The sequence below is a fragment of the Brevundimonas sp. VNH65 genome (assembly GCF_049445955.1).
Classification (GTDB): Bacteria; Pseudomonadota; Alphaproteobacteria; order Caulobacterales; family Caulobacteraceae; genus Brevundimonas.
Genome location: NZ_JBMSDX010000002.1, coordinates 499540 through 524456, shown reverse-complemented (window position 1 = coordinate 524456; position 24917 = coordinate 499540). Strand labels below are relative to the sequence as shown.

The 24917-nt window shown below is 70.2% G+C and carries 21 protein-coding genes; 12 read left to right on the top strand and 9 right to left on the bottom strand.

All coding sequences use genetic code 11. The features are described 5' to 3' along the window. Positions 1-8: 8 nt before the first annotated feature. Both dnaJ and dnaK read right to left on the bottom strand, forming a co-directional pair. A complete protein-coding gene (dnaJ, locus tag ACO2Q1_RS06335; RefSeq protein ID WP_423328695.1) occupies positions 9-1202 on the bottom strand; it encodes a molecular chaperone DnaJ in 1194 nt (397 codons plus the stop codon). Between the two features lie 299 nt (positions 1203-1501). Beyond that, complete coding sequence (gene dnaK / locus ACO2Q1_RS06330; protein WP_423328694.1) at positions 1502-3406, bottom strand: molecular chaperone DnaK; 1905 nt, start codon at positions 3404-3406, stop codon at positions 1502-1504. A 359-nt stretch (positions 3407-3765) separates the two neighbouring features. Between dnaK and ACO2Q1_RS06325 the strand changes: the two genes are divergently transcribed. From ACO2Q1_RS06325 to ACO2Q1_RS06310, 4 genes are all read left to right on the top strand, one after another. Continuing rightward, positions 3766-4197 carry a hypothetical protein gene (locus tag ACO2Q1_RS06325; RefSeq protein WP_423328693.1) on the top strand — a complete coding sequence of 144 codons (432 nt, stop codon included), beginning with the start codon at positions 3766-3768 and terminating at the stop codon, positions 4195-4197. A 17-nt stretch (positions 4198-4214) separates the two neighbouring features. Further along, on the top strand, positions 4215-4859 hold the full coding sequence (locus tag ACO2Q1_RS06320; RefSeq protein WP_423328692.1) for an alpha-ketoglutarate-dependent dioxygenase AlkB: 645 nt from the start codon (positions 4215-4217) through the stop codon (positions 4857-4859). Between the two features lie 58 nt (positions 4860-4917). Further along, positions 4918-5832 carry a dienelactone hydrolase family protein gene (locus ACO2Q1_RS06315; protein ID WP_423328691.1) on the top strand — a complete coding sequence of 305 codons (915 nt, stop codon included), beginning with the start codon at positions 4918-4920 and terminating at the stop codon, positions 5830-5832. A gap of 69 nt (positions 5833-5901) precedes the next feature. Continuing rightward, entirely contained in the window at positions 5902-8154 is a 2253-nt protein-coding gene (locus tag ACO2Q1_RS06310) for a S8 family peptidase (protein WP_423328690.1), read from the top strand. Between the two features lie 7 nt (positions 8155-8161). Here the strand turns inward: ACO2Q1_RS06310 and grpE are convergent, their stop codons facing one another. From grpE to ACO2Q1_RS06295, 3 genes are read right to left on the bottom strand one after another with little or no spacing between them, the layout of a single operon-like run. Continuing rightward, positions 8162-8773 carry a nucleotide exchange factor GrpE gene (gene grpE, locus ACO2Q1_RS06305; protein ID WP_423328770.1) on the bottom strand — a complete coding sequence of 204 codons (612 nt, stop codon included), beginning with the start codon at positions 8771-8773 and terminating at the stop codon, positions 8162-8164. A gap of 53 nt (positions 8774-8826) precedes the next feature. Next, positions 8827-9918 (bottom strand): heat-inducible transcriptional repressor HrcA, encoded by a 1092-nt coding sequence (hrcA, locus tag ACO2Q1_RS06300; RefSeq protein WP_423328689.1) that lies wholly within the window; start codon positions 9916-9918, stop codon positions 8827-8829. Beyond that, positions 9915-10472 carry a GNAT family N-acetyltransferase gene (locus tag ACO2Q1_RS06295; RefSeq protein WP_423328688.1) on the bottom strand — a complete coding sequence of 186 codons (558 nt, stop codon included), beginning with the start codon at positions 10470-10472 and terminating at the stop codon, positions 9915-9917. Before ACO2Q1_RS06295 ends, hrcA begins: the two co-directional genes overlap by 4 nt. 45 nt (positions 10473-10517) lie before the next feature. Here ACO2Q1_RS06295 and rph point away from each other — a divergent pair, with 45 nt between their 5' ends. Both rph and ACO2Q1_RS06285 read left to right on the top strand, forming a co-directional pair. Then, positions 10518-11252 (top strand): ribonuclease PH, encoded by a 735-nt coding sequence (gene rph, locus ACO2Q1_RS06290; protein ID WP_423328687.1) that lies wholly within the window; start codon positions 10518-10520, stop codon positions 11250-11252. Between the two features lie 138 nt (positions 11253-11390). Continuing rightward, the gene (locus ACO2Q1_RS06285) at positions 11391-11705 is read left to right on the top strand and encodes a hypothetical protein (RefSeq protein ID WP_423328686.1); all 315 of its coding nucleotides are present in this window, start codon (positions 11391-11393) and stop codon (positions 11703-11705) included. A 185-nt stretch (positions 11706-11890) separates the two neighbouring features. Here the strand turns inward: ACO2Q1_RS06285 and dapF are convergent, their stop codons facing one another. Further along, entirely contained in the window at positions 11891-12727 is an 837-nt protein-coding gene (gene dapF, locus ACO2Q1_RS06280; RefSeq protein WP_423328685.1) for a diaminopimelate epimerase, read from the bottom strand. A gap of 60 nt (positions 12728-12787) precedes the next feature. Between dapF and ACO2Q1_RS06275 the strand changes: the two genes are divergently transcribed. The 6 genes from ACO2Q1_RS06275 to ACO2Q1_RS06250 all read left to right on the top strand — a co-directional run bounded on the left by ACO2Q1_RS06275 (position 12788) and on the right by ACO2Q1_RS06250 (position 21677). Then, positions 12788-13603 carry a potassium channel family protein gene (locus ACO2Q1_RS06275; RefSeq protein WP_423328684.1) on the top strand — a complete coding sequence of 272 codons (816 nt, stop codon included), beginning with the start codon at positions 12788-12790 and terminating at the stop codon, positions 13601-13603. A gap of 95 nt (positions 13604-13698) precedes the next feature. After that, on the top strand, positions 13699-15870 hold the full coding sequence (locus tag ACO2Q1_RS06270) for a prolyl oligopeptidase family serine peptidase (RefSeq protein WP_423328683.1): 2172 nt from the start codon (positions 13699-13701) through the stop codon (positions 15868-15870). A 148-nt stretch (positions 15871-16018) separates the two neighbouring features. Next, positions 16019-18223, top strand: coding sequence for a prolyl oligopeptidase family serine peptidase (locus ACO2Q1_RS06265; protein WP_423328682.1), 2205 nt, complete (start codon positions 16019-16021; stop codon positions 18221-18223). 110 nt (positions 18224-18333) lie between these two features. After that, a complete protein-coding gene (locus ACO2Q1_RS06260) occupies positions 18334-19080 on the top strand; it encodes a DUF1223 domain-containing protein (RefSeq protein ID WP_423328681.1) in 747 nt (248 codons plus the stop codon). 111 nt (positions 19081-19191) lie between these two features. Beyond that, positions 19192-19899 carry a hypothetical protein gene (locus ACO2Q1_RS06255; protein WP_423328680.1) on the top strand — a complete coding sequence of 236 codons (708 nt, stop codon included), beginning with the start codon at positions 19192-19194 and terminating at the stop codon, positions 19897-19899. Positions 19900-19913: 14 nt separating this feature from the next. Then, positions 19914-21677 carry a CHAT domain-containing protein gene (locus ACO2Q1_RS06250; protein ID WP_423328679.1) on the top strand — a complete coding sequence of 588 codons (1764 nt, stop codon included), beginning with the start codon at positions 19914-19916 and terminating at the stop codon, positions 21675-21677. 27 nt (positions 21678-21704) lie between these two features. Here the strand turns inward: ACO2Q1_RS06250 and ACO2Q1_RS06245 are convergent, their stop codons facing one another. From ACO2Q1_RS06245 to glpK, 3 genes are all read right to left on the bottom strand, one after another. Further along, on the bottom strand, positions 21705-22082 hold the full coding sequence (locus ACO2Q1_RS06245; protein WP_423328678.1) for an endonuclease domain-containing protein: 378 nt from the start codon (positions 22080-22082) through the stop codon (positions 21705-21707). A gap of 108 nt (positions 22083-22190) precedes the next feature. Further along, on the bottom strand, positions 22191-23267 hold the full coding sequence (locus tag ACO2Q1_RS06240) for a phosphotransferase family protein (RefSeq protein ID WP_423328677.1): 1077 nt from the start codon (positions 23265-23267) through the stop codon (positions 22191-22193). A 29-nt stretch (positions 23268-23296) separates the two neighbouring features. Then, positions 23297-24811 (bottom strand): glycerol kinase GlpK, encoded by a 1515-nt coding sequence (gene glpK, locus ACO2Q1_RS06235; protein WP_423328676.1) that lies wholly within the window; start codon positions 24809-24811, stop codon positions 23297-23299. Positions 24812-24917 lie beyond the last annotated feature (106 nt).

Below are 24917 nucleotides of genomic sequence, written 5' to 3'. Positions count from 1 at the left end.
GATCAGGCTCAAGACATGGTCTCCCGCGACTTGCCGCCTTCGTCGCCCAGAATGTCGGCCCAGAACCGGCGGGCCTTCCCGGCGAACGAAGTGTTGCGGGGGTTCTGGCTCTCGCCGAACGATTGGGCAAGCTCCTGCATCAATTCCTTCTGGCGGGCGGTCAGGTCGGTCGGGGTCTCGACGAACAGCTCGACCACCAGATCGCCGCGCTGGCGGCCGTTCAGGTGGGGCATGCCCTTGCCCTTGATGCGGACGGTCTTGCCGGTCTGGGCGCCGGCGGGCACCTCGACCGAGGCCTTGCAGCGACCGTCGCAGGCGTCGGACACCAGGCAGGGGGCGTCCACCTCGCCGCCGAGGGCCGCGACGGTCATCGGCACAGGCACTGTCACCAGCAGATCCAGATTGTCGCGCTCGAACAATTCGTGTGGCGCGACCGACAGGAACACATACAGGTCGCCGCGCGGACCGCCCCGGGTTCCGGCGTCGCCCTCGCCCGTCAGACGGATGCGAGAGCCGTCGTCGACGCCGGCGGGAATCTTGAGGCTGAGGTTGCGGGTCTTCCGCACCTGGCCGTGGCCGTGACAGCTCTTGCACACATCGGCGGCGTCCAGCCGCTGGCCGGCGCCGCCGCAGGACGGGCAGGTCCGCTCCACCTGGAAGAAGCCATTGGCCTGGCGCACCCGGCCGGCGCCCTGACACGTCGAACAGGTCTGGGGCTTGGCCCCCGCCTTGGCGCCCGAACCGTCACAGGTGTCGCAGGTCAGGGTCGAGGGGACGGCGATCTCGACGTCCGCGCCCTTGTAGGCCTGCTCCAGGGTGATCTCGAGATCGTAGCGCAGGTCCGAGCCGCGGCGCGGGCCCTGCTGGCGCTGGCGTCCGCCGCCGCCGAACACGTCGCCGAAGGCGTCGCCGAACACCTGGCTGAAGATGTCGTTGACGTCGTGGAAGCCCCCGCCGCCGAACGGGCCCTGTCCCCCGCCCGGTTGGCCGGCATGGCCGAAGCGGTCGTAGTGAGCGCGCTTCTGATCGTCCGACAGCACCGAGTAGGCTTCGGAGATCTCCTTGAACTTGGCCATCGAGTCTTCCGAGCCGCCGTTGCGGTCGGGGTGATGCACCATGGCCAGCTTGCGATAGGCGGCCTTCAGACCGGCGGCGTCGATCGTCCGCTCGACGCCCAGAACCTCGTAATAGTCACGCGCCATCTGGCGTTGGCCCTCTAATCCTTGAGCTGCTCGGTTCCGCCTCTTGTCCGGACGCTGACCGAAAAGCCCGACCCGTCCGACATGGGGATCGGGTCCGATGATGCAACCTCATGAAACGGCCCCGCTCGCCAGAGGACAAGCGGGGCCGTTCTATTCCTCCCCCAAGCGAAGCGCCGGGGGAGGGGGACCGCAGCGCGCTTGCGCTGGGGTGGTGGGGGGCCGATCCAGACACCGGCGTGTTCGGTCAGCCCCCTCCACCGCGAAGGCGCGGTCCCCCTCCCCCGATGGGGGAGGAATAGTTATGCGCTCTTCTTGTCGTCGTCGGCGTCCGAGACTTCCTCGAACTCCGCATCGACCACGCCGTCGTCGGCCGGGGCGGCGTCGCCCTCGCCCGACCCGGCCTGGGCCGAATACATGGCCTCGCCCAGCTTCATCGACGCCTGGACCAGGGTGTTGGTCTTGGCGCGGATGTCCTCGGGGTCGGTTCCGTCACGGGCGGCCTTCAGATCGGCCAGGCCGGTCTCGATGGCCGACTTCTCGTCCGCCCCGACCTTGTCGCCATGCTCGGCCAGGGCCTTCTCGGTCGAATGGATCAGGCTGTCGGCCGCGTTCTGGGCCTCCACCAGGTCCTTGCGGGCCTTGTCCGCCGAAGCGTTGGCCTCGGCTTCCTTGACCATCTTCTCGATGTCGGCGTCCGACAGGCCGCCGTTGGCCTGGATGCGGATCGACTGTTCCTTGTTGGTCGCCTTGTCCTTGGCGGTGACATGGACGATGCCGTTGGCGTCGATGTCGAAGGCGACCTCGATCTGGGGCATGCCGCGCGGGGCCGGCGGAATGCCCATCAGGTCGAACTGACCCAGCACCTTGTTGTCGTTGGCCATCGGGCGCTCGCCCTGGAACACCCGGATGGTCACGGCCGACTGGTTGTCGTCGGCGGTCGAGAACACCTGGCTCTTCTTGGTCGGGATCGTCGTGTTGCGCTCGATCAGCGGAGTGAAGACCCCGCCCAGGGTCTCGATGCCCAGGGTCAGAGGCGTCACGTCCAGCAGCAGCACGTCCTTGACGTCGCCTTGCAGCACGCCGGCCTGGACCGCGGCGCCCAGGGCCACGACCTCGTCGGGGTTCACGCCCTTGTGCGGCTCCTTGCCGAAGAACTTCTTCACCGCTTCCTGGACCATCGGCATGCGGGTCATGCCGCCGACCAGAACCACCTCGTCGATGTCCGCCGCCTTCATGCCGGCGTCGGCCAGGGCCTTCTTGCACGGCTCGATGGTGCGCTGGACCAGGTCCTCGACCAGGCTTTCCAGCTTGGCGCGCGACAGCTTGATGTTCAGGTGCAGCGGGCCCGAGGCGTTCATGGTGATGAACGGCAGGTTGACCTCGTACTGGGCCGTCGAGGACAGCTCCTTCTTGGCCTTTTCGGCCTCTTCCTTAAGGCGCTGCAGGGCCAGCTTGTCCTGACGCAGGTCGACGGACTGCTCCTTCTTGAACTCGTCGGCCAGATAGTCGACCAGACGCAGGTCGAAGTCCTCGCCGCCCAGGAAGGTGTCGCCGTTGGTCGACTTCACCTCGAACACGCCGTCGCCGATCTCCAAGATCGAGACGTCGAAGGTGCCGCCGCCCAGGTCATAGACGGCGATCTTCTGGCCGTCGTTCTTGTCCAGACCATAGGCCAGGGCCGCCGCGGTCGGCTCGTTGATGATGCGCAGGACTTCCAGGCCGGCGATCTTGCCGGCGTCCTTGGTGGCCTGACGCTGGCTGTCGTTGAAATAGGCCGGAACGGTGATGACGGCTTGCGTCACCTTCTCGCCCAGATAGGCCTCGGCGGCCTCCTTCATCTTGGTCAGGGTGAAGGCCGAGATCTGCTGCGGGGAATAGTCCTTGCCGTGGGCCTTGACCCAGGCGTCGCCGTTCGGACCCTTGACGATTTCGTAGGGGACCATCCCCTTGTCCTTCGCCACGACGGGATCGTCGAAGTTGCGGCCGATCAGGCGCTTGATGGCGAAGAATGTGTTGGCCGGATTGGTCACGGCCTGGCGCTTGGCCGGCTGGCCCACCAGGGTCTCGCCGCCGTCCTGGATGGCGACGACCGAGGGGGTCGTGCGCGCGCCCTCGGCGTTTTCGATGACCTTGGGGTTCTTGCCGTCCATGACGGCGACGCACGAGTTGGTCGTGCCGAGGTCGATGCCGATGATCTTGCCCATGGGCTTTACTGTCTCTCCGTCTGGCGGGCGATGCGGCGGCCTTTCAAAGCTAAGCGCCGCGCGTGACCGCCCCCTGTTCTGGTCTATGGAGCCGCCCCGCCGTCGCGGGCCGTTTCCGGTGAGCGAGGGAAAAGGCCCCAGATGTTCCGGGGTTTCTCCGTTCGGGAGCGGATATGGGAAGGCGGGGGGGCGTCGCAAGCCCTGATCGCGGGCAAGCGCAAGATTCGCCGCATCGGTCCATCACGGCTGCGGCCGACACGGCGCCGCGCGTCAGGCTCCGTCAGGCGCGCCCCGTCCCGCCCCTGCCCTAGGGTGGTCGATGGAGCGGACGGGGGCCGCCCAGGATCAGGGACGAACGCATGACCCACCCGACACCCGGCCGAAAACCGCCGACGCCCCGCCCGTCGGGCCTCGCCGCGACCGCGATCCTCGGCCTGATCCTGACCGGCCCGTCCGCCCTGGCCTCGGCGCCGATCCAGCCGCGCGCCGCCGTGACCAAGGACGCCCTCGCCGGTCGTTCCGGCGACGGGCAGGACCGCCAGCTGCGCATCCACAATCAGACGGGCTGGACGATGACGCGCCTGATCGCCGTCGGCCGGGGGACGCGCGCCGCCGGGCGCGACCGGCTGCTGAACGCCGCCCTGCGCCCCGGCGACAGTCTGGCGATCGACATGGACGACGGCTCCGGCGGCTGCGTCTACGATCTGCACGCCGAGTTCGCCAATGGCCAGGCCCTCGTCCGGCCTGACGTCAACGTCTGCCGCATCGCCGACTTCTACTATACCCGCTGAGGCCCTATCACGGCCCGATGAGCGCGCGCCGCGAGATCGCCACCGGCTTCGACGGTTTCCGCCTGTGGCCGGCCGCCCTGTCCGCCGACGAACAGGCCGAACTGCTGAGGGACGTGCTTCAGGCCGTGGCCGCCGCGCCCCTGTACCGGCCCGTGACCCCCGGCGGCCGGCCGTTCTCGGTCCGCATGACCAATCTGGGCGACCTCGGCTGGGTCTCTGATCGCGGCGGCTATCGCTATCAGCCCGTCCACCCCGACACTCGCCGCCCCTGGCCCCCGATCCCGTCGCAACTGCTGGACCTCTGGCGCGAACTGACGGCCTGGCCCGATCCGCCGGACGCCTGTCTGGTCAATCTCTACGACGAAACGGCGCGCATGGGCCTGCACCAGGATCGGGACGAGGCCGATCTGACCGCCCCGGTCCTGTCGGTGTCGCTCGGTGACACGGCCGTGTTCCGCGTCGCCCCGGCCGAGGGCAGGCGCGGCGTAACCGTGCGACTGGCCTCCGGCGACGTCTGCGCCCTGACCGGACCCGCCCGGCTGGCCCGCCACGGCGTGGACCGGGTTCTGGCCGGATCTTCCAGCCTGATCCCGAACGGAGGACGGCTCAACCTGACCCTGCGCCGCGCCGGCCCCATCGCCGCGACAAACGCGCCATCGTGACTCGACGGCGGCGGGCGGCCGGGCCACTGTCGTCCAAAGCATTCCCTGGGAGATTTCGATGACCGTCCTGACCCGTCCGGAAGGCAATGCGCCCGGCGACCTGAATCTGTCCCGGCGATCGCTGGCGGCGGCGACGGCCGGCGGCCTGTTCTTCAGCCAGTACGCCACGGCGGCCCTGGCCCAGGCGGCGACGCCGGTGGTCACCGACGCCCAGGGACTGCGGACAGAAGACGTGCGCTATCCCGCACCGGACGGCTTCGACCTTCCGGCCTATGTCGCCCGGCCGGAGGGCGAGGGCCCCTTTCCGGTGGTGATCGTCGCATCGGAGATCTTCGGCGTCCACGCCTACATCCAGGACGTCTGCCGTCGCCTGGCCAGGGCGGGGTACGCCGCCATCGCCCCGGCCTTCTTCGTGCGCGTCGCCGACCCCGCCCCTCTGACCGACTTCGCCGAAATCCGCCAGATCGTCGGCAAGGCGACCTATGAACAGGTGATGGGCGACATCGCCGCCACCCTGGAATGGGCCGGCGGCCAGCTGTGGGCCGATACGGACAAGGTCGGAATCACCGGCTTCTGCTGGGGCGGCAAGGTGGTGTGGCAGGCCTGCGCCCGCTTCCCCGCCATCGACGTCGGCGTCGCCTGGTACGGCCAGCTCGCGGCCTCGGCAACGGCCACGCCGGAGCAGGCCGCCGCCGGCGCGCCCTGGCCGGTCGACGCCGCCCGCGACCTCAAGGCGCCGGTGCTGGGCCTCTACGGCGAAAAGGACCAGGGCATCCCCCTGACGGCGGTCGAGGCCATGCGCGCGGCCCTGTCCGCCTCCCCCGCCCCCGCCGCGGGGGCCAGCGAGATCATCGTCTATCCCGGCGCCCAGCACGGCTTTCACGCCGACTACAGGGCCAGCTACAGCGCCACCGACGCCGCCGACGGCTGGAGCCGGTTGATCGCTCTGTTTGATTCACGCCTGAAGGCGTAGGAATTCCCGCCTGAAGGGAAGGGTAGGCGTATGCGCAGTGTTCCTCTGGCTGTTTTCGGGGCGCTCCTCATGTTCGCCCCCCTGGCTGCGTGCGGCGGGGGCGGAGGATCGGGAGGGACCACCACCCCGCCGCCGCCCGTGCCTCCCCCGCCGCCCCCGCCGCCCCCGCCGCCACCTCCACCGCCGCCGCCGCCTCCGCCTCCTCCCGGTCCGTCGGCGACCTCGGCCGAGTATCTGCGCAACTACGGCCTGACCAACATCAAGGCGTCGGCCGCCTATGACGCGGGGGCCAGCGGCCGGGGGCAGGTGGTCGCGGTCATCGACACCGGCATCCAAATGGCCCAGGCCGACCTGGTCGGGCGGATATCCCCGCTGTCGACCGATGTCGTCGTCGGCCGGAACACGCCGGAGGGCACGGACCGGCACGGCACCTATTCGGCCGCCATCATCGCCGCCAACTTCAACGGAACCGGCACGGTGGGCGTCGCCTATGAGGCCACGATTCTGTCGATCCGGGCTGAGGTGTCGGACTGCACCGATCCCGACGACGACACCTGCTTCAAGTCCTCGGACCTGGTTTCGGCCCTCAACTATGCCGTCAACCAGGGCGTGAAGATCATCAACATGTCCCTGGGCGGAGAGGGGCCGCTGGGCTCGGCCTTCGAGGCCGCCCTGCTGCGCGCGGTGAACTCCGGAGCGGTCATCATCGCGTCGGCCGGCAACGAGTCCGGCGAAAATCCCGAATGGCCGGCCCGTTACGCCCTGGATCCCCGCTTCGCCGGCGCGATCATCGCCGTCGGCGCCCACGATTCCGCCAACACCCTGGCCGACTTCTCCAACAAGGCCGGGGTCGCGGCCAATGTCTACATCTCGGCCCCAGGCAAGGACGTCATCACCGCCTGCGACACCAGCTCCTGCTGGCGGGTCAACGGCACCTCCTTCTCCGCCCCCCACGTCTCGGGCGCCATCGCCCTGCTGCTTCAGGCCTTCCCCAATCTGACGGGACGTCAGGCGATCGAGATCCTGCTGCGGACGGCGCGTGACGCGGGCGACGCCGGCACCGACATCGTCTACGGCCGGGGGCTGCTGGACATGGCCGGCGCCTTCGCCCCGGTCGGGTCCAGCTCCACCCCCTCGGCCGCCGGCGGGATGCTGGTTCCGACCCCCGAGCCCGGCTCCTTCATCGGTTCGGCCTTCGGCGACGCCTTCCGCGTGCAGACGGCGCTGAACACCGTCATCTACGACGACTACAACCGCCTGTTTCAGATCAACCTGGGCGACGTCTTCCCGACCGCCCCCAGCCGATCGCACCAGCCCTCGGCCGAGGCGCCGATGCGACGCGTCAGCACCGAGGTCGCCGGGCCGGGCGGCGCCCGCCTGCAACTGACGGCTTCCCAGCCGGTCGAGCTGCCCGAAGCGGTCATTCCCCGGCGCGGCCTGAACGAGGCCCCCTGGCTGGGCGACGAACCCCGGCGCGAGGCCCTGTTCGGCGTCCAGGCCGGTCGCCTCGCCTTCGCCGCCTGGCAGGGTCAGGGCGGGGCCGACGCCCCCTTCCGCACCGGCGCCGGGGACGGCTTCACGGCCCTGGCCCAGGCGGACCGGGCCTTGCAGGGCGTCGTCGATCTGGGACGCGGCCTGGCCCTGGTGGCCGAGGCCGGAGGCGGCGACCGCCGCGCCCTGCTGCGCACGGTCGAACGCGACGCCTCCTCCTATGGCCGGGCCAGCCTGGGCTGGCGCGGGGCCAAAGGCGGCCTGGCCTTCAGCCTGGGGGAACTCGAGGAGGACCTGGCGCCGCTCGGCGGCTACATGCCGTCGCGATCCGATCTGGCCCTGCCGTCACAGACGGTCTTCTACGGCCTGTCGGGCGACTGGCGCCTCGGCCGCTCGGCCCGCCTCAGCGCCGAGGTCAGCCAGGGCGAGACCCGGGTGACCGGTCGTTTCCTGTCCAGCGAGGGCGACCTGATCAGCCGGTCATGGCGCATGGCCTTCAGCGCCGACTGCCCGTCCTGGATGCGCGGCGGCCTGTTTGGCTGCGCGCGGCTGACCGCCTCGATCGCCCAGCCGCTACGGCTTGAGAGCGGGACTTTGGGCGCCCTTCTGGCGGACGTCCCGGCCGACTATTTCGACGCCCCGACCTTCTCGCGGCGGCGCTTCAACGCCAGCCCGACCGGACGCCAGATCGACTTCGTCCTGGCGACGGAACGCCCGCTGGGCGACGGCGCCTGGCTGACGGTCCAGGCGCTGGCCAGCCGCCAGCCGCGCCACATCGTCGGCGCCGAGCCCGAGTTCGCCCTGATCGGCGCCTGGCGCCGGGGCTTCTGAGGCTGGATCAGGCCTTGCCGTCGTAGGCGGCGCCGTTGGCCCCGGTCTGGGCGTAGGCGGCGGCGGCCTCGGCGGCTTTCGCCGCGCCGGAGCCCTTGGCCGCGACCACCACCATGGCCGGGCGCACCGTGCGGCCGAACAGGGCGTAGCCGGGCTGCAGCGTCTGGATCACCTGACCGCCCTGCACCGTCTCCGACGGCTGCTCCATCATCGCCTGATGCACATGCGGGTCGAAGGCCTCGCCCGCCTCGGGCGCGACGCGCTGCAGATTGTTGGCCTCGAAGGCCGACAACAGCGACTTGAGCGTCAGCTCCATGCCGGTCACCACCCCGGCGACCGCTTCTCCCCCCTGCTCGGGAGACAGGCCCTTGGGCGCCGCCTGCACGCCGCGCTCCAGCGTATCGGCCACGGTCAGCAGGTCCTTGGCGAACCGCTGGATGGCGTAGGCGCGGGCGTCATTGGCCTGGGTCTCGGCCCGACGACGCAGGTTCTCGAGCTCGGCCGCGGTGCGCAGGGCGCGATCCTTCCACTCGTCGCGTTCGGCGATGACCTGATCCAGCGGGGCCAGATCGCCCCCGGCCGCATCGGCCTCCAGGATGGCGTCGGCTTCGGCTTCGATGGCGTCGAGTTCGGCCCGGTCAAGATCCTTGGGGGTGGGGTTTTCGGTGTCGCTCACGTCTCGTTTCCGTCCAGCAGTCGCCCCAGCACCCGGGCGGTGTAGTCCACCAACGGGATGATGCGGGCATAGTTCAAACGCGCGGGGCCGATGACGCCGACGGCGCCCAGCACCCGCTGGCGGCCGTTCATATAGGGCGCCGCGACGACAGCGGAACCCGAAAGCGAAAACAGGCGCGTTTCCGCCCCGATGAAGATCCGCACTCCCTCGGCCGACCCGACCCCGTCCAGCAGGCCGATCAGCTGTTCCTTCTGCTCCAGGTCGTCGAACAGCACCCGCACCCGCTCCAAATCGGCCGCCGTCTCGGGGTCGTGCAGCAGATTGGCCCGGCCGCGCACGATCAGGGCGCGCTCGCGCTCCGCCCCGCCGGACCAGGCCGCCAGTCCGTCCTCGACCAGCCGGGCCGCCGCCGCGTCCAGTTCGCGCCGCGCCGTGTCCAGCTCGGCCCGCATCTCCACCCCCGCCTCGGCCAGGGGCCGGCCCCGCAGCCGGGCGTTGAGGAAGTTGGAGGCCTCGCGCAGGGTCGCCGGCGTGACCCCCGCCGACAGCTTCATCAGCCGGTTCTCGACCGCCCCGTCCTCGGCGACCAGCACCGCCAGGGCCTGATCGGGGCCCAGGGCCACGAACTCCACATGCTTGACCCCGACGTCCCGCACCGGGCTGGCCACGATCCCCGCCCCGCCGGCCAGACCCGACAGCAGGGCCGAGGCCTCGTTCAGGGCCTCGTCGAAACTGCGCCCCCGGCCGACCAGACGGGCGTCGATCTCGCGGCGCTCCTCCTGACCCAGGTCGCCGATCTCCAGCAGGCCGTCGACGAACAGGCGCAGCCCCGCATGGGTCGGGATCCGCCCGGCCGAGGCGTGCGGCGACGCCAGCAGACCCGCCAGCGTCAGGTCCTGCATGGTGTTGCGGATCGAGGCCGGCGACAGGGACACCCCGGTCAGGGACAGGGTGCGCGACCCCACCGGCTCTCCCGTCTGCAGATAGGTCTCGACGATGCGGCGAAAGATGTCGCGGGCGCGGGCGTCCAGTCCGACCAGGCCGGACAGGGCTTCGGGCGAGGCGGAGCCGAGCAGGGGCGACCTCATGCGGCCGCCCGTCGCGCCTGCCAGTCGGCGCGCTCCAGCCGGTGAATCAGACAGTCGTCCTCGTCGAACATCCGGCGCCCGACCACCGTGAACCCCAGCCGCTGATAGAAGCGGTGGGCGTCCGCATTGCTGTTCAGGGGGTCGATGACACAGGCGGTCACGGCCGGATCGGCAAAGGCGGCGTCGAGCGCCAGACCCATCATCTGCGTCCCATAGCCCCGGTTCAGCGCCTCGGCCGGACCGATCCAGATGTCGATGGCGACCAGGCCCGGCTCGATCTCGCCCCAGTAGTGCGTCGGCTCCCGATGGGGGTCGCAGACCTGCATCACACCGATCGGACGGCCCTCCGCCTCGGCGATCCAGTAGAAGCTGACGTCCGAAGATGCCGCGATCTCCTCGACCCAGTCGCGGTCGTCGAAGGCGACCTCGAGGTCCGGCCGGTCGCTGGAACAGGCGATGACGTGGGGCTGGCGGTCCCAGTCGGCCAGCATCGGCGCGTCGGCGACCGTGGCGGGACGCAGGCTCACCCTGGAGGCGGAGGGGGACAGGCTCATGGTTTCAGGATAAGCAGCGCGCCGAACGCTTCAAGGAGTCTCCGCATGACCGTCCGCCCGTCCGGCCGCACCCCCGATCAGATCCGCGACGTGACGCTGGAAACCGGCGTCAATCGCTATGCCGAGGGCTCCTGCCTGGTGTCGTTCGGCCATACGAAGGTGCTCGTCACCGCCTCGGTCGAGGAAAAGGTGCCGGGCTGGATGCGCAACACCGGCCAGGGCTGGGTCACCGCCGAGTACGGCATGCTGCCGCGCGCCACCCACACGCGCGGCCGTCGTGAGGCGGCGGCGGGCAAGCAGTCGGGCCGCACCCAGGAGATCCAGCGACTGATCGGCCGCTCCCTGCGCGCTGTGATCGATCTCAAGGCCCTGGGCGAGCGTCAGGTGCTGATCGACTGCGACGTCATCCAGGCCGACGGCGGCACCCGCACCGCCTCGATCACCGGCGCCTGGGTGGCGATGGCCTCTGCGCTCGGCTACCTGAAGCAGGAGGGCGTGCTGAGCGCCGATCCGATCCTGGATCAGGTGGCGGCCGTCTCCTGCGGCGTCTTCGCCGACACCCCGGTCGCCGACCTCGACTATGAAGAGGATTCCTCGGCCGAGGCCGACGGCAACTTCGTCCTGACCGGCGCCGGGACCATCGTCGAAATCCAGGCCACGGGCGAGAAGCGCGGCTTCAGCCGGGCCGAGTTCGACCGCCTGTTCCAGCTGGCCGACGCCGCCTGCGCCGAACTGTTCGTCAAGCAGCGCGCGGCGGTCGAGGCGGCGCTGAAGGGGTGATCGGCGCCGGGGCGCGACGCACGGGCGCTACGCTCGGCTCGCGGAGCCTCGCTGCTTGAGCGCAGGATCGCCGGGCACAGAAGCTTGCGCTCTGGGCGACCGGGCGCATTGTGCACGGAACCTATCTGGAGACCTGACATGCGCCCGATGATCCTCGCCGCGGGACTGATGCTCCTCGCCGCCTGCCAGGCGCCGGTCGCGGCGCCGGAGCCCGAGGCGCGCCTGCCCACGCCGCCGTCCCCGCCGGCCCAGGTCCAGATCAGCGAAACCCCCTGTCGCCAGGCGATCGGAGAGGCGGCCTCGGCCACACTGGTCCGGCGCTGCATCGCCGTCAGCCCGGCCACCCGCCCGCCCTGCAACGCCGCCAACCCCTGCGACCTGATCCAGTCCGAGATCGACCGGTCATGCGCCCAGTATCCGGCGAACGGCAAGCCGGCGGAGTGCGCGGGATAGTCCGACCGACCGCCCTTCAACCCGTCATCCTCGGGCTTGTCCCGAGGACCCATGGCTCCATCAGTTCGCGCCGGGGGTGAAGCGCGACGGCGGAAACGGGTAGAAGCTTCAACCGCTTGTGCGGCTGACAAGTGGATCCTCGGGACAAGCCCGAGGATGACGAGGGCGAAGCGTGTCGCAGGGCCTCAGAAATTCAGCACGCCCGTCCGCTCCACCTCGACCGGGCCGGTCATCAGAACGTGGCCGGTGGCCTCGTCCCAGTCGATGAACAGGTCGCCCCCGTCCACCTCGACCCGGGCGGCGCGGTCGGTCAGGCCCCGGCGGGCGCAGGCGACCAGAGCCGCACAGGCCCCGGTGCCGCAGGCCCGGGTGAGGCCGGCGCCCCGCTCCCAGACCCTCAGCCGGATGTGATCGCGCGCGATCACATGGGCGAAGCCGACATTGACCGCCTCGGGAAACAGCGGGTGGTGCTCGATCAGCGAGCCGTTGGCCGTGACGAAGGCGTCGGACGGGGTCTCGGGCACGAAGAAGACCACATGCGGATTGCCCATCGAGACCGCGCCGGGCGTATGCAGGATCGGCGCGTCGATCGGACCGACCTGCAGCTCGATATTGCGGGTGTCCATCTCCTCGGCCAGCGGAATCTCGGTCCAGTCCAGACGCGGCGCGCCCATATCCACCGTGATCCGATGCTCGCCGGCGCGGGTCGCCACCGTCGGCCCGCCCAGGGTGTCGATGGCGGCGCGATCGGCGCCCGAGGCCTGCATCAGCATCCAGCCGACGCAGCGCAGGGCGTTGCCGCAGGTCTCCACCGTTCCCCCGTCGGCGTTCCACACCCGCATGAAGGCGTCGCCGCCGTCCCGCGAGGGCTCGATGGCGATCAGCTGGTCGAAGCCCTCGCCCGTCTCGCGGTTCGCCAGGGCGCGCACCTGATCCGGCGTCGGCGCGAAGGGCCGGTCGAGCGCATGGACCACGACGAAGTCGTTGCCGGCGCCGTTCATCTTGACGAAGGGACGGGACATCGCGCGTGCATATAGCGGAGCGGTGTTCCCTGCGCGAGCCGGGCGCGCTATCGCTGGCCAATGGGCCGAAAGACCGACGCCGCCGCAGACACGTCTCCTCCCGAAAAGGAGGACGGCCTCAGGCTCCGGGCGCGCCTGCGCTATCTCTATCACGGCTCCCAGCCGCCGGCCGTCCGGTTCCGTCTGACGGTCATCATCGTCGATCTGCTGATCGTGGCCTTCTTCATCGCCGCCCCGATCCTGAAGCAGGCGGGCTGGGCCTATTATGTCGCCGACTATCTGATCGCCGCCCTGCTGGCGGCGGACCTGGCCGCGCGCGGCTATGCCTGGACGAACATTCGCGACTGGCTGAAACGGCCGATCGTCTGGCTGGACCTGTTCATCCTGGCGACCCTGCTGTTCCCGGCCTGGCTGGCCAATCTCGGCTTCCTGCGGATCCTGCGCCTGTGGACCCTGCTGAACTCCGAATTCTTCTGGCGGACCATCGGCCACAAGTACGACGACACCCGGGTCGAGGCGGTCGTGCGCGCGCTGTCCGGCCTGGTCACCTTCGTCTTTGTGGTCACCGGCTTCGTCTACGCCACCTTCCTCGGCCATGACGGCATCGCCGGCTATGTCGACGCCCTCTATTTCACCGTGGCCACCCTGACCACGACGGGGTTCGGCGACATCACCCTGCCGGGGTCGGTCGGCAAGATGCTGTCGATCGCCATCATGCTCAGCGGCATCACCCTGTTCCTGCGGCTGGCCCAGGCCCTGATCAAGCCGCACAAGGTGCGTCATCCCTGTGATCGCTGCGGCCTGCAGACCCACGATCCGGACGCCGTCCACTGCAAGGCCTGCGGCCAGATCCTGTGCATTCCGGACGAGGACTGACCCTCCCGCCACATGACAAATCCGTAAGGTTCCCGGGCTTGCCGGGCGCCCCCCGCCTCGCCAAGGTTCGGCCGCCCTTTTTCCGGAGTCTGTCCATGATCCGCCCGCTGGTTTCGGCCGCCGCCCTGCTTCTCGCCTCAGGACTCCACGTCGCCGCCATGGCCCAGACCGCGCCTGCCTCCGCCGCCTCTCCCAGCGCCGCTTCCGGCTTCGCCACTTCCGATGCGACCGACCCCTACATCTGGCTGGAGGAGGTCGAGGGCGACAGGGCCATGGACTGGGTCAAGGCCCACAACGAAACCTCCCTCGGCTTGCTGCAGGGCGACCCGCGCTACCAGACCCTGCACGACCAGGCCCTGGCCATCGTCCAGTCGCGCGACCGCATCCCCTCGCCCGGCTTCAACCGCGACGGCACGATCGACAACTTCTGGCAGGACGCCCAGCACGTGCGCGGCATCTGGCGCCGCACGACCCTGGACAGCTATCGCTCGGCCGAGCCGCAGTGGGAGACCATCCTCGACATCGACGCCCTGTCCACGGCCGAAAACGCCAACTGGGTCTACAAGGGCTCCTCCTGCCTCCAGCCCGAAGAACGCTACTGCCTGATCAGCCTGTCGAACGGCGGCAAGGACGCGGTCACGGTCCGCGAATACGACACGGTCGAACGTAGGTTCGTCGAGGGCGGCATCGTCCTGCCCGAATCCAAGGGCGGCGCGACCTGGATCGATCGCGACACCCTGCTGGTGTTCCGTGACTTCGGCGAGGGCTCCCTGACCGACTCCGGCTACGCCCGCACTATCCGCCTGCTGAAGCGCGGCCAGTCGCTCGACCAGGCCCCGACCATCTTCGAGGGCCAGAAGACCGACGTCTCGGTCAACGCCTTCACCCTGCGCGACGCCGACGGCGTCATCCAGGCCACCCTGATCAATCGCGGCGTCGGCTTCTGGGACAACGAGCTGTTCCGCCTGAACGCCGACGGCTCCACGACCCGGCTGGAGTTGCCCTCGCGGTCCAACATCTCCGGCCTGGTCGGCGGCAAGCTGATCGTGTCGCTGAAACAGGACTGGACCGCCCCGTCCGGCCAGGCGCTCAAGTCCGGCGACGTCATCGCCTGGCCGCTGCAGGCCTGGCTCGCCGACCCGAAGCTGCCGGCTGAAATCGTCATCCGTCCGGGCGACCGCGAGGCGGTGGAGGCGATCAACGCCACCCGCAACCGTCTGGTCGTGGCCCTGTACGAGAACGTGCGCGGCTCGGTCTATGTCTATGACCCGGCCGACTGGAGCCGCACACGTCTGGACCTGCCCCAGAACGTCACCGTCGGCGTGGGTTCGGCGTCCGAGCAGGACGACAAGGTCTTCGTCAGCGTCGCCGGCTACCTCAATCCCTCCAGCCTTTGGCTGGCGGATGCGGCCACCGGCCAGACCGCCCAGATCAAGTCCCTGCCGGCCAAGTTCGACGCCACGGGCCTGAAGGTCGACCAGTTCGAAGCCCGTTCGGCCGACGGCACGATGATTCCCTATTTCGTCGTCCATCGCGAAAGCGCGCCCAACGACGGCTCCAACCCGACCCTGCTCTACGGTTACGGCGGTTTCGAGAACTCCCTGCTGCCGGGCTATTCGGCCACGGTGGGCAAGCTGTGGCTGGAGCGTGGCGGCGTCTATGTCATCGCCAACACGCGCGGTGGCGGCGAGTTCGGCCCGCGCTGGCACGAGGCGGCTTTGCAGGAAAACCGCCACAAGGCCCACGAGGACTTCCAGGCCGTGGCCCTGGACCTGATCGCGCGCGGCATCACCAGCCAGCCGCATCTGGGGATCATGGGCGGCTCCCAGGGTGGCCTGTTCATGGGAGCGATGCTGACCCAGCGGCCGGACCTGATCAACGCCGCCGTCATCCAGGTGCCCCTGTTCGACATGCTGCGCTTCCACAAGCTGCTGGCCGGCGCCAGCTGGATCGCCGAATACGGCGACCCCGACATTCCGGAACAGCGCGCCTGGATCCAAGCCTATTCGCCCTATCAGAACCTGCGCGCGGGCCAGCCCTATCCCGAGGTCTTCATCCACACCTCGACCAAGGACGACCGCGTCCATCCCGGCCACGCCCGCAAGGCCGCCGCGCGGATGGAAGAGCTCGGCTATCCGGTGCTGTTCTACGAAAACACCGACGGCGGACACGCCGCCGGGGCGAATCTGCGTGAAACGGCCCGCCGCCTGGCGCTGGAGTACACCTATCTGACGCGCCGACTGATGGACGAACCGGCGCAGCAGTAAACGCTGACTATCCTCCCCCACAGGGGGAGGGGGACCACGAAGTGGTGGAGGGGGTAAATCCCGACACACGTCTGGCCCGCCCCACCACCGCCTGACGGCGGTCCCCTTCCCCCTGTGGGGGAGGAATGATGAAGCGGAGTGTGTTGAGATGCGCCAAGTGATGCTCGCGGCCGTCGCCGGCCTGATGGCGACATCGGCACTCGCCGGTTCCGCCTGGGCCCAGTCCACGCCCCCCCACATGCCGCGCGACCTGTCGCCGGAGGGCGTACGCGCCGCTGACGAACATCTGGCGCTGGAGGAGGTCGAGGGCGCAGAGGCGTTGGCCTTCGTCGCGGCCGAGAACGAAAAATCGCTCAAGGCCCTGACGGAAGATCCTCGCTACGAGCCGCTGCGGGCCGAGGCCGAGGCCATCCTGACCGCGACGGACCGCATTCCGCGCCCCGCCTTCCTCGGCGACGGCATCGGCAACTTCTGGCAGGACGCCGCCAATCCCAAGGGGGTCTGGCGTCGCACGTCCCTGGACAGCTATCGCACCGCGACGCCGGAGTGGGAGACCCTGCTCGACGTCGACGCCCTGGCCAGGGCCGAGGGGCGCGACTGGGTGTTCAAGGGCGCCGACTGCCTGGCGCCCGACGACCGCCGTTGCCTGATCATGCTGTCGGACGGCGGCAAGGACGCGGTGACGGTGCGCGAGTTCGACACCGCGACCAGGGCCTTCGTCGAGGGCGGCTTCGTCCTGCCGGAAGGCAAGCACCGGATCGAATGGCTGGACGAGGACACCCTGCTGGTCGCCACCGATTTCGGCCCCGAGAACGGCAAGCCGACCCTGACCGAGTCCGGCTATCCCTTCATCGTCAAGGCGCTGAAGCGGCGTGGGACGCTGGAAACGGCCGTCGAACTGTTCCGTGGCGATGCGGCGGACGGCGGCTACGGCGTCAGCCCCTCTGTCTATCGCGACGGCGACGGCCGGATCGAGGCGGTCATCTTCAACCGGCCGCTCGACACCTTCCGCGCCGAGACCTGGTGGCTGGACGGCACGACCCTGGTGCGTCTCGCCATCCCCGAGCGGACGTCCGTCCACGGGGTCATGGACGGTCGGCTGATCTTCACCATCGAGGAGGCCTGGACCCGCACCGGCCTGCTGTACGGCAACGGCGAGCGTCGCGCCGGCTCCCTGATGGCCGTCAGCCTAAACACCCTGCGCCCGCGCACCCCCTCGGGCGACATCCGCCTGTCGACCGAGGCCGACGTCATCGTCAGCCCGACCGCGCGCCAGTCGATCGAGGGCGTGCGCGTCTTCGACGGCCGGGTCGTGGCCACCATCTACGACAACGTCGTCGGCCATATCGTCGCCTTCAACGCCGCCGGCTCCTCGCCCTGGACCCGCACCGTCCTGCCCGCCGCCGAGAACGCCGCCGTCCACCTGGGCGCTTCCAGCCGCAAGTCCGGCCGGCTCTTCTATGATTTCGAGGGCTTCCTGACGCCCCAGACCCTGGCCCTGGTCGATCTGAACCGCAGCTCAGCGGACCGCGTCAAACAGGCGCCGGCCCGGTTCGACGCCTCGACCCATGTGGTGGAGCAGTTCCAGGTCGCCTCGACCGACGGGACCCAGGTTCCCTATTTCGTGGTCAGGCCCAAGGACGCGCCGATGGACGGCTCCACCCCGACCATGCTGTTCGGCTACGGCGGGTTCCAGGTCTCCTTCCCGCCCGTCTACAAGCCCGAACTGGGCAAGCTGTGGCTCGAGAAGGGGGGCGCCTATGTGGTGGCCAATATCCGCGGCGGCGGAGAGTTCGGCCCCGCCTGGCACCAGGCCGCCCTGAACGAGAACCGTCAGCGCGCCTTCGACGATTTCGCCGCCGTGGCGCGCGACCTGGCCGAACGCAGGATCACGTCCGCGCGGCGTCTGGGCATCTACGGCCGATCGAACGGCGGCGTCCTGACCTCCGTGTCGATGACCCAGCACCCGGAGCTGTTCAACGCCGTGGTCATCGAAAGCCCGCTGGTGGACATGCTGCGCTATCCCTACCTGCCGGCCGGCGCCTCCTGGATCGGCGAATACGGCGACCCGCGCCTCCCGGACGAGGCCGCCTGGATCGCCCCCTATTCCGGCTATCAGAACCTGCGCAACGGGGCGAACTATCCGCGCGCCTACATCACCACCAACACGCGCGACGACCGCGTCCACCCCGGCCACGCCCGCAAGTTCGCCGCGCGCCTCGGCGACATGGGCTATGACCGCCTCTACTACGAGGAAACGGCGGGCGGTCACTCCAACGACGCCGATCCCGTCGCCAACGCCCGCCGCTGGGCCCGCCACTATGTCTATCTGGCGCAGCAGCTGATGGATTGAGGACTTTTTGGAGCGCGCTACCGCTCGCGACGCCGTCTCTCGCTGCTTGAGCACGTCCCTCACGCGAATATGACCGGCCGTGAACGCACAGCGGCGCTAGGGTTGCGGGCATGAGGTTCAGGGGACTGGTCATCGCCGGGGCGTCGGCCGTCCTGGTCGCGAGCGCCGTCGGCTCGGCGGCGCAGCCGTCGCGGACGCATCGCGTTGCGCGCCAGGCCGCGCCGGCCGAGCCGGTCGTGGTCGAGCTGTTCACCGCCCAGGGCTGTTCCGGCTGCCCCGAGGCCAATCTCGCGGTCGAGGCCCTGGCCGATGAACCTGGCGTCCTGGCCCTGACCTACGCCGTCGACTACTGGGACTATCTCGGCTGGCCCGACACCTTCGCCCGGCCCGAGTTCGCCCAGCGCCAGAACGCCTATCGCGCCGCCCTCAGGATCCGCAATGTCTATACGCCCCAGGTGGTGATCGACGGCCGGCTCCAGCTGCCCGGCGGCGCGGGACCGGCGCTGCAGAAGGCCGTCGACGAGGCTTCGACCGATCGCGTGCCTCCGCCCCAGATCGAGTTCCGCGCGACCGGCGACCGCGTCGGCGTCGGCTCCGGTCGCCCGCCCGCCGGCGGGGCGGAGGTCTGGGCCGTGCTCTACACCCCCGGCCCCCAGACCGTGACCGTCAACGGCGGCGACAATCGCGGCCAGGCCGTGCGCCACGTCAATGTCGTGCGCGGCCTGACCAAGCTGGGGGCCTGGACCGGCCGCCCGGCCCTCTACCCCCTGCCACGCCGCGTCGAGACGGGCGAGGCGGTCGCCGTCCTGGTCCAGGGCCGCGAGGACCGTCGCATCCTCACCGCCGCCACCCTCTGAGGCGTCCCGCCGCGTCATCATGTTCGGTCAGTTTGCCAAGACCGGCCCGACAGTGATTATCCTTGGCCGCCGCGTCCCGTCGGGCGCGGATCAAGGGGGAGACACGGGCGCATGGACAGATTGCACGGACGCGGAACGGCCCTTGTCGTCGGCGTCAGCCTGGCCGTCCTCACCGCCGCCTGCGCCGCCCTGACCACGCCGCCGAGCGCCGTCGCGGCCGTGCCTTCCCAGAACGCCGCCCAGGACCCCGCTGCGGCCGACGCGGCATCGCCCGAGGCCGCCGCCGTGACCCAGATCGTCACCGCCGCCCATCTGGCCGACTGGGGTCGCCGCCGGGGCGAACCCGGCCCCCTGATCATGGCCGCCCGCATGATGGCCGAGACGCCGCTGCGGCCCGCCGACGACGACGCCCAGCCCTTCCTGACCTGGGAGAGCCTGCTGACAGAGGCCGAACGGATGGCGCCCGACAATCAGGGCGTCCGCGACGCCGTGGCCCGCGTCCGCAACACCACGCGCGGCGTCCGGTCCTCGCCCTTCGGCCAGGGCCCGATCTTCCAGGTGCGCGAGATCAAGGCCCGCGAGACCTATGTCTTCGAACTGGAGGCGCGCGGCGGGGTGCTGCGCGTCGCGGCCATCGGCGACGGCGATTCCAACATCGACCTGACCATCCGCGACGCCGGCGGGACCCTGGTCTGTCAGGACGGACGCGGCGATCACTATCCGGTCTGCACCGTCGTCCGGCCCCAGGGCGGCAAGATGCGGATCGACATCGTCAATCGCGGTCAGGTCTGGACCAAGGTCCAGATCCTCAGCAACTAGGACGGGAGCACGGCATGGCGCGGGCATGGGCGGCGGTGACGGCGGGCGTCGCCCTGATGCTGGCGACCGGCGCGTCGGCCTGGGCCGGGGCTCCGGCCGGGGCCGCCGTCGACACCCCGGAATCGCTGCGCGCCGAGGCCTTCGAGGCGGCCCAGTGGGCCATCGCCTCCGACGCCGCCGACGCCCTGGCCAAGGTCTCGGCCCGCTTCGCCCAGGGCGACGACGCCCTCGGTCGTCTGGCCGAGGAGCGCGAGACCCTGATCAGCCGCCGCGACGGCCTGGAGCGGGAGCTGGAGCGTCTCTACGCCGCCACCGACGCCGACGTCTCGGCGCGCCGCACGGCGGTCCGCACCGACTATGAGGCCGTGATCCAGCGGCTCCGCGTCGTCGACGCCGACGTCGAGGCCCGCTTCCCCGCCTATGCCGAACTGACCAGTCCGCGCGCCCTGACGGTGGCCGAGACCCAGGCCCTGCTGCGGCCCAACGAGGGCCTGCTGCTGATCCTGGTCAATCCGGACGCGACCTATGTCTGGGGCCTGACGCGCGATCGGGTCGAATGGGCTCGGGCCGCCGACCTGAACGAGACCGCCATGACCGAGGCGGTGGCGATCCTGCGCGCCTCACTGACCACGGCGGCGGCCAGTTCGCGCGGCGACGACGGCGACTGGCTGGACCCGGCCCTGCTGACCGGCCGCCCGACCCCGGCCTTCGACCGCGCCCTTGCCTGGCGGCTCTATTCGGAACTGGTCCGCCCGGTCGAGGCGGTGTTCGAGGGCAAGACGACCCTGGTCACCGTCACCACCGGCGCCTTGACCACCCTGCCCCTGGCCGTCCTGACCACCGCCCCGCCCCAGGGTCCAGACACCGGCCCGGAGGCCCTGGACACGGCCCCCTGGCTGATCGATCGCTACGCCCTGGCCACCCTGCCGTCGGTGTCCAGCCTCAAGGCCCTGCGCTGCCATCTGGTCGCCGATCCCGCCCGCCGCAGCGCCGGCTGCCCGGCCCTGCCGACCGCCGCCGCGCCTGTCCGCGCCGCCCAGCCCGCGCGTCGCGGCTTCAGCCTGGCCGCCTTCGGGGCGCCGATCCTGACCGGGGCGCCGACCCTCGGCGTCTCCCGCGGGGCGCCGGCGGCCGACGCCGTCCTGGGCGAGGGACGTCTGGCCGACGTCGCCAAGCTCAAGGCCCTGCCCTATCTGCCCGGCTCCAAGGCCGAGCTGGACGCGCTCAAGCGCCGCTATCCCCAGGCTCTGGTCCGCACCGGCGCCCAGGCCACCGAGACGGCCGTGCGCGGCACGGACGCCGCCGCCCTGTCGCGGGCCCGGTTCGTGGTCTTCTCCACCCATGGCCTGATGGCCGGGTCCAGCTTCGCCGAGCCGGGTCTGGTCCTGACTCCGCCGGAACAGGCGACCGAGGCCGATGACGGCTATCTGACGGCGTCCGAGGCGGCCCAGCTGCGGCTGAACGCCGAGTTCGTGGTCCTTTCGGCCTGCAACACCGCAGCCTCTGACGGCCGGCCGGGCGGCGAGGGCCTGTCGGGCCTGGCCCGGGCCTTCTTCTACGCAGGCGCGCGTTCGGTTCTGGTCTCGCACTGGGAGGTGTCTGACAGCGCCACAACCGCCCTGATCTCCGACACCTTCGCCGCCCTCGACGCCCCCGGCGCCGACGTCGGCGACCGTGCGCGCGCTCTCCAGCACGGCATGAAGGCCGTCCGCGCGAACCGCGAATGGCGCCACCCCGCCTTCTGGGCGCCCTTCACCCTGGTCGGCGAACCGCGCTGAGGCAGGGCTCTGGGCGCTGGCGCGCCGCTAATCCTCCCCCTCTGGGGGAGGGGGACCGCGAAGCGGTGGAGGAGGTTGGCCGCACAACCTCTGTCTGAGGCTGGCCAACACCCCCTGAAGGTTTCCGAGCACATCCCTGGCGGCGATCCGATAGACTTTGATGCCTCGAAGCGCGAGCCAACGGCTCCGCGCATCGTCGTGCGCCACCTGGTCCGGATGGTCGTGGACCACTCCGTCGATCTCCACCGCCAGCTTCGCCGCGTCCGAGTAGAAGTCGAGGATGTAGGGGCCGATGGAATGTTGACGCCGGAAACGCGCGCCATCCAGCCGCTCGCCCCCGATGGCCTGCCAGAGAAGCACTTCCGGCAAGGTCATCTTGCGCCTCAGTTCGCGAGCGCGTTTCACCGTAAGCTTCGGCGCTTCCATCGGAAGACTATGGCTTGAAACCCTGTCCGGGTCAGGCCCCCTCCACCGCCTTCGGCGGTCCCCCTCCCCCTCTGGGGGAGGATTATCCTAGGCCCCCGCCTTCCTGGCGAAGTCCCAGGCGGCGGCGGACAGGGGTTCGACCTGGGCGGCCATGGAGACGGCGTGGGCGCTGGCGGCGGTGCCGTCGCGGACGCGGCCGCCGATGCCCTGACAGATGGCGGCTAGGCGGAACAGGTTGTAGGCCAGCAGCCAGTCCAGATTGGTGGGTTTGGCCACCCCGGCCTTGTCGGCGTAGCGCTCCACCGTCTCCTCGATCGACGGAATGCCCAGCGCCTTCAGGTCCGACCCGCCGATGCCGTTCCTCTGGCTGGCCGGCAGGACCCAGCCGATCAGCACATACGAGAAATCGGCCATCGGATCGCCCAGGGTCGACAGCTCCCAGTCCAGCACCGCCTTCACCTCGGCCCGGTCCGGCGCGATGATCATATTGTCCAGACGGAAGTCGCCATGGACGATGCGCGTCGGACCCTCGGCCGGCAGGCTGTCGGGCAGGAAGGCGATCAGCCGGTCCATGGCCTCGATCCCGTGCGTCTCGGAGGCGTGATACTGTTTCGTCCAGCGCCCGACCTGACGCGCGAAATAGTTGCCCGGCCGGCCATAATCGCCCAGGCCGATCGCCTCGGGGTCATAGGCGTGCAGGCGCGCCAGGGCGTCGGTCTGGGCCTCATAGATCGCCCGGCGCTCTGCGGGCTCCAGTCCCGGCAGCTTCAGGTCCCAGAACACCCGGCCCTCGACCTTCTCCATGACGTAGAACATGGAGCCGGTCACGCTTTCGTCCTCGCACAGGGCGTAGGCGCGGGCGACGGGGAAGCCCTGTGCGCCCAGGGCCGAGATCACCCGGAACTCGCGGTCCACCGCATGGGCCGAGGCCAGCAGCTGCCCCGGCGGCTTGCGACGCAGCACATAGGCGGCCGTCGGCGTCGTCAGCTCATAGGTCGGGTTCGACTGGCCGCCCTTGAACTGGCGAATGGTCAGAGGGCCGGAAAAGCCGGGCACATGGGCCGCCAGCCATTCGGTCAGCCGCGCCTCGTCCAGCACATAGCGGGGATCGACCTCGCGCGTCCCGCCAAAGGCCGCTTGAGCGTCTGCATGCTGATCGGTCATCTGGTTTCCCCCTGAGGCGATCGACGGCTTCAGCCGTTCTGTTGCGCTGCAATAATGGCTGCCTTGACCGCGCGACGCCAGCCCTGATGCAGGGTCTCACGCCGATCGTCCGACATGGCCGGGGCCCAGACGGCCGGCGCGTCCGTCGCACGGCTCTCCAGATCGTCGATCAGCCCGCCCCCCAGGGCCGCCAGACGCGCCGCGCCGAGAGCCGTCATCTCCTGAAACGCGGGCCGCTCGACCGCCAGACCGCAGATGTCGGCGACGAACTGCATGGCGAAGGCGTTGGCCGTCACCCCGCCGTCCACCTTCAGCGTCTTCAGCGGCGGCGCCCCGTCCGCCGCCAGGGCGTCCAGCAGGTCCCGCGTCTGATAGGCCAGGCTTTCCAGCGCCGCCCGGACGAAATGGGCCGGACCGCTGTCGCGGGTCAGGCCGGTGATCGTCCCGCGCGCCTCCGGGTCCCACCAAGGCGCCCCCAGACCGGTGAAGGCGGGCACCAGATAGACCCCGCCGTTGTCCGGCAGGGACTGGGCCAGGGCCTCGGACTGGCGAGACTCCGAAATCAGCCTCGCTCCGTCCCGCAACCACTGGATCGCCGACCCGGCGGAGAAGATCGACCCCTCTAATGCATATGCAATCCTACCCGGCTTCGGCGCGGACTCCAGGCTGAACCCCAAAGTGCCCAGCAGACGGCTCTTCGACGCCACCGGCCTGTCGCCGACGTTGGCCACCAGAAAGGCCCCGGTGCCGTAGGTGATCTTGGCCTCGCCCGCCTTCAGCGCCCCATGGCCGACCAGGGCCGCCTGCTGGTCCCCGGCCGATCCGGCGATGGGCAGGTCGCGCCCGAACAGGGCCGGATCGCACCGCCCCATCTCCCCGGCGCAGCCGGCGATCTCGGGCAGGGCGGCGCGCGGCACGTCAAACAGGGCGCACAGGTCGTCCCGCCAGTTCAGGGTCTCCAGATCCATCAGGGAGGTGCGGCTGGCGTTGGTGGCGTCGGTGACGTGGCGCGCGCCTCCGGTCAGCTTCCACACCAGCCAGCTCTCGATGGTGCCCAGCTTCACCTCGCCGCGCCCGGCTCGATCGCGGGCGCCCGGGACCGCATCCAGCAGCCAGGCGTATTTGGTCGCCGAAAAATAGGGGTCGAGGATCAGGCCGGTCGCCGCCTGAACCGCCGCCTCGTGTCCCGCCGCCGCCAGCCGCGCCGCCACATCGGCCGTGCGCCGGTCCTGCCAGACGATGGCCCGGTGCAGGGGCTCGCCCGTCGCGGCGTCCCAGATGACCGAAGTCTCCCTCTGGTTGGTGATGCCGACGGCGGCGAACCGGCCCACGCCCCCGGCCTTGCGGATGACCTCGCGACAGGTCTGGACCACGGCCGTCCAGATCTCGGCCGCATCATGCTCGACCCAGCCCGAGGCCGGGAAATGCTGCGCCAGCTCGATCTGGCTGACCGCCACCGGACTGAGCGCCCCCTTGTCGTTCAGCTCGAACGCGATCGCCCGCGTCGAGGTCGTGCCCTGGTCGATGGCGAGAATTAGGCTCATGCAGTGGAGAGTGGCGAGTGGCGAGTGGCGAGGCAAGCGGGAGTAGGAGGCGCCTCAATCCGGCTTGAGACTGCACGGCACATCGAATCCACTCGCCACTCGCCAC